Here is a 3,814-nt window from a genome sequence, read left to right on the forward strand (position 1 = left end):
GGCCTTGATCGACTCGGTTTTCAGGAAGTCGGCCCATCCCGGTCGCCTCGATAGGCCGATTTTCTTGAAGGCGAGTCGATCAAGGGTGGTGCCATAGCAAATCGACCCGGCGGATGGGCGTTTTCCACAGGCCGGGCGGTTGTCCACAGGCGTCGGCCGTGGGTCGGCCGAGGTGGACGGTAACTGCCTAGCCTGCCGTCCATGGGTGCCGCTGCGGCGCTCGGGGACGGGAGGCGGCAGAGGCGATGGTCGATCCGAATTCCGCGCGGGCGTTGCGCCCGCTGCGCCAGCTCGCCCTGCCCCGCTGGCGCACCCTGCTCCGAGCCGGTCTGGTCGCGGCGCTGCTCGGCCTGGCCGCCGCAGTCCTACAGACCCCGGCCGGATGCCCGCCGACAGTCGTGCCCGCTGACGCACCATCCGTGGCCGACAACCCACCCCGGCAACTGCCCGCTGACGCACCATCCGTGGCCGACAACCCACCCCGGCAACTGCCCGCTGACGCACCATCCGTGGCCGACGACCCACCCCGGCAACTGCCCTACACCGCACCATCTGCGGCAGACGAGCCACCCCGGTGGGTCGACGAGGGCCGCTCGGCCGCCTCCGGCGGGGCATCCCCTCCCGACAGCACCGGAACGGCCGGACCGACCTCATGAGGGTCCGGCCGAGCCGTCGGGGTCAGTCCCAGTGCGGGGGGCGTTCGGCGAGCAGCCAGTCGTCGTTGTCGCCCGACCGCTCGCCCCAACCACGGTCGGTGTCGTCTGAGGTCTGCTCGGGCAGCACCACGAAGTCTTCGCTCAGGTCGACGGCGCGGTCGTCGTCTCCGCGTGCGCCGTGCGTGCCGGGGTCCTCGGTGCTCACGAGCGGCAAGACTAGCGCAGCTCACGCCAGCGGACCGGGCCGCGGACCGAAGCCACGCCGACCACAAACAACCAGACTGCCGGGCCCTGCCGACCAGAAACAACCATGCCGCCGATCGAGGGACTCCCCCTGAACCCGCCAGACCGAAAACCGGGGCACGCCGGCCAGAAACGACCGGGCCGCCGGCGGCGTTGGTAGCGTCGGACGGCGTGACGACCCCCAGCGGTGGCAGCACCCCGGACGACTACTGGCGACGGCCTGACACCGGTGACGACGCGCTGGCGGACCAACCGCCCACCGCATCCGGTGCCACACCACCGACCGGGTCCATGACCCAACCGCCGGCCGAGCCCACCAACCCACCTACGAGCGGGCCCACCAGCCCATCGCCGACGGGACGCACTCCTGCCGGGCCCACCGGCGCACCGCAGGTCGGGCAGACCGGCCCCACGTTGCCGGACGGCGGCACTCCCAGCGGACACGCCGGACCACCACCAGCCGGGCAGACCGGCCCCACCTTGCCGGACAGCAGCACTCCCAGCGGACACGCCGGACCACCACCGGCCGGGCACGCTCCCGGTGGGTACTCCGGCCCGCCGCCGAGCGTGCCGCCGCCGGCGGGTTGGCGTCCGCCCGTACATCTGCAGCCGGCGCCGCCGCGGCAACTGCCCCCGCAGGACATGGTCGACCTGGACGCGGCCGAGCAGCGTTCGCAGCGGGTCACCTACGGCTTCGGCGCGGCGGCCGGCGTGGTGCTGCTGGTTCTGCTCTGCCTGCTCTGCTCGCGAGTCATTTTCTGATGCCCGCCCTCCGGGCAGCAGCCCGACAGCCGCAGCCCGGCAGCCGCAGCCCAGGAGCCGCGGGCCAGAGGGACGCAGCTCAGCGGCGGCAGCCCAGCGGGCCGCGAGTCAGCGGCCGCAGATCTGGAGGCGCACACCAGAGGGCCAGCAACACGTGCCCCGTTGGAGGTTCCCGGCAAGCTGGACCGCGGAGAAGTCGCCGGTCCTGGGTGTTGTACCGCCGCACAGCCACGGCCACCAACCCCGCACAACCCATCTCGCAGCTATCCCTCACGAGATCTTGGACAGTTTCCGTCAGCACCGAACGGAAGCTGTCCAAGATCTCTTAAAGGGTGGTGCCCCACACCGTCTCAGCGCCGGAGTGGCCGGTCAGGTAGACGTAGACCAGGGCGGCGATGGCAAGGGCCACGGCCGCTACCGCCAGTACCGGGGTGACCAGCGCGGGCAGTTGCGGCACCCGGGGATGCCCACTTGTCGCCACGAGCAGCAGGATGGCCACGATCCCGAGCGGCAGCACGATGCGGAACAGGATGTCTCCGTAGCGGGAGTGCTCGAAGATCTGGTCGAGGATCGGTCCCTGGAAGCCGCGGGCCACCAGCGCGTCGGTGAGCGCCTCACCCGACTTGACCGCCACGTAGGCGGTCACCGGAGCGGCCACGGCGAGGAGGCCCAGGGCCCAGTCCAGCCGGCTGCGCCACCGCGGCAGCCCCACGTACGCGACGGCGAGCACCGCCAGCAGCGGCACGAACACGACGACCGCGTGGACCACCAGGACGTGTACCGGTAGACCCAGGATCTCCTCGAACATCGAACCCTCCAGGTGGATCATGGTCAGGGGCGGTCAGCCTATGGTCCGCCGATCGTCCCCGGCTCTCGATCGGACACACGCGCGCCGGGTCGATCGGGTTCATCCTTCGGGCCGTACTTCCGATCTTGCCTGGCTGTGTCGGTGGCCACCCGCAGCATGCGACGGTTGTCGATGCAGGCCGGGCGTGCTGTCATTGGCGAGTGTCCGGTACCGAGGAGCTGCTGCGGTCGAGGGGCCTGCGGGTGACGCGGCCACGCCTCGCGGTGCTCGACGTGCTGGCCGGCGGCGGCCACCTGGAGGTCGACGAGATCACCCGCCGGGTCCGTGAACGGCTCGACTCGGTCTCCACCCAGGCGGTCTACGACGTGCTGGGCGCGCTGTCCCGGGCCGGGCTGGCGCGCCGGATCGAGCCGGCCGGCAGTCCCGCCCGCTACGAGGCGCGCGTGGGCGACAACCACCACCACGTGGTCTGCCGGGGCTGCGGTGAGATCGCCGACATCGACTGCGCGGTGGGCAGCGCCCCGTGCCTGGAGCCCAACATCGCGCACGGCTTCGAGGTGGACGAGGCTGAAGTGACCTTCTGGGGCCTCTGCCCGGACTGCCGGGCCCGCCGCTCCGCCGACGTCTGATCGGTGCTCCGAGCGCGGCACCGACGGCACGTGCGCGGCGGGGTCGATCCGAGCGTGGCAGTCTTGAGCGGTGGACACCGATGACCTCGGCCTCTTCGGTCCGGGTTCGGTCACGTGGAAGGTGCACGAGGAGCCGATCCTGATCGTCGCCGGCCTGCGCTCGCTCTACCTGCAGGCGTTGCACCCACTGGCCATGGCCGGGGTCGCACAGAACAGCAACTACCGCACCGACGCGTGGGGTCGACTGGTCCGCACCGCCACCTACGTGGCGACCACCGTCTACGGCACCACCGCCGAGGCGCAGGCCGCCGGGGCTCGGCTGCGCCGCGTTCACGACCGGCTGCGGGCCACCGACCCGCGCACCGGTGAGGAGTTCCGGATCGACGACCCGGACCTGCTGCGCTGGGTGCACGTGACGGAGGTCGAGTCGTTCCTGAGCACGGCCCGGCGGGCCGGGCTGCCGCTGAGCGACGACGAGGTGGACGGCTACTACACCGAGCAGCGGCGCGCCGCCGCCCTGGTCGGTCTGGACCCGGCCACCGTCCCGGGCACCGCCGCCGAGGTCGCTGACTACTACGAGGCGGTACGGCCACAGTTGCGGATGACCCGGGAGGCCGCCGAGACGGCGGTGTTCCTCACCGCCCCGCCGCTGCCGTGGAAGCTCAGCCTGCCGGTCCGGTTGGGGCTCACGCTGGGCCCGCCGCGCTGGGCGTACC

6 protein-coding genes are annotated in these 3,814 nt (G+C 72.0%); 4 read left to right on the forward strand and 2 right to left on the reverse strand.

Annotated features, from left to right (window positions below; all coding sequences use genetic code 11):
- Positions 1-245: 245 nt before the first annotated feature.
- Positions 246-656, forward strand: a complete 411-nt coding sequence (locus KBX53_RS36555) for a hypothetical protein (RefSeq protein WP_247676199.1) — start codon at positions 246-248, stop codon at positions 654-656.
- Between the two features lie 22 nt (positions 657-678).
- Here KBX53_RS36555 and KBX53_RS25465 read toward each other — a convergent pair whose 3' ends face one another.
- A complete protein-coding gene (locus tag KBX53_RS25465; protein WP_030329161.1) occupies positions 679-861 on the reverse strand; it encodes a hypothetical protein in 183 nt (60 codons plus the stop codon).
- Between the two features lie 209 nt (positions 862-1,070).
- Here KBX53_RS25465 and KBX53_RS36560 point away from each other — a divergent pair, with 209 nt between their 5' ends.
- Positions 1,071-1,661, forward strand: coding sequence for a hypothetical protein (locus tag KBX53_RS36560; protein WP_247676201.1), 591 nt, complete (start codon positions 1,071-1,073; stop codon positions 1,659-1,661).
- A 325-nt stretch (positions 1,662-1,986) separates the two neighbouring features.
- Here the strand turns inward: KBX53_RS36560 and KBX53_RS25475 are convergent, their stop codons facing one another.
- On the reverse strand, positions 1,987-2,469 hold the full coding sequence (locus KBX53_RS25475) for a DUF2231 domain-containing protein (RefSeq protein ID WP_210862045.1): 483 nt from the start codon (positions 2,467-2,469) through the stop codon (positions 1,987-1,989).
- Positions 2,470-2,669: 200 nt separating this feature from the next.
- Here KBX53_RS25475 and KBX53_RS25480 point away from each other — a divergent pair, with 200 nt between their 5' ends.
- Entirely contained in the window at positions 2,670-3,098 is a 429-nt protein-coding gene (locus tag KBX53_RS25480) for a Fur family transcriptional regulator (protein ID WP_030329167.1), read from the forward strand.
- A gap of 70 nt (positions 3,099-3,168) precedes the next feature.
- A partial coding sequence (locus KBX53_RS25485; RefSeq protein ID WP_210862047.1) for an oxygenase MpaB family protein occupies positions 3,169-3,814 on the forward strand: 646 nt, incomplete at its 3' end.

This window comes from Micromonospora sp. M51 (assembly GCF_018070305.1).
GTDB lineage: Bacteria > Actinomycetota > Actinomycetes > Mycobacteriales > Micromonosporaceae > Micromonospora > Micromonospora parva.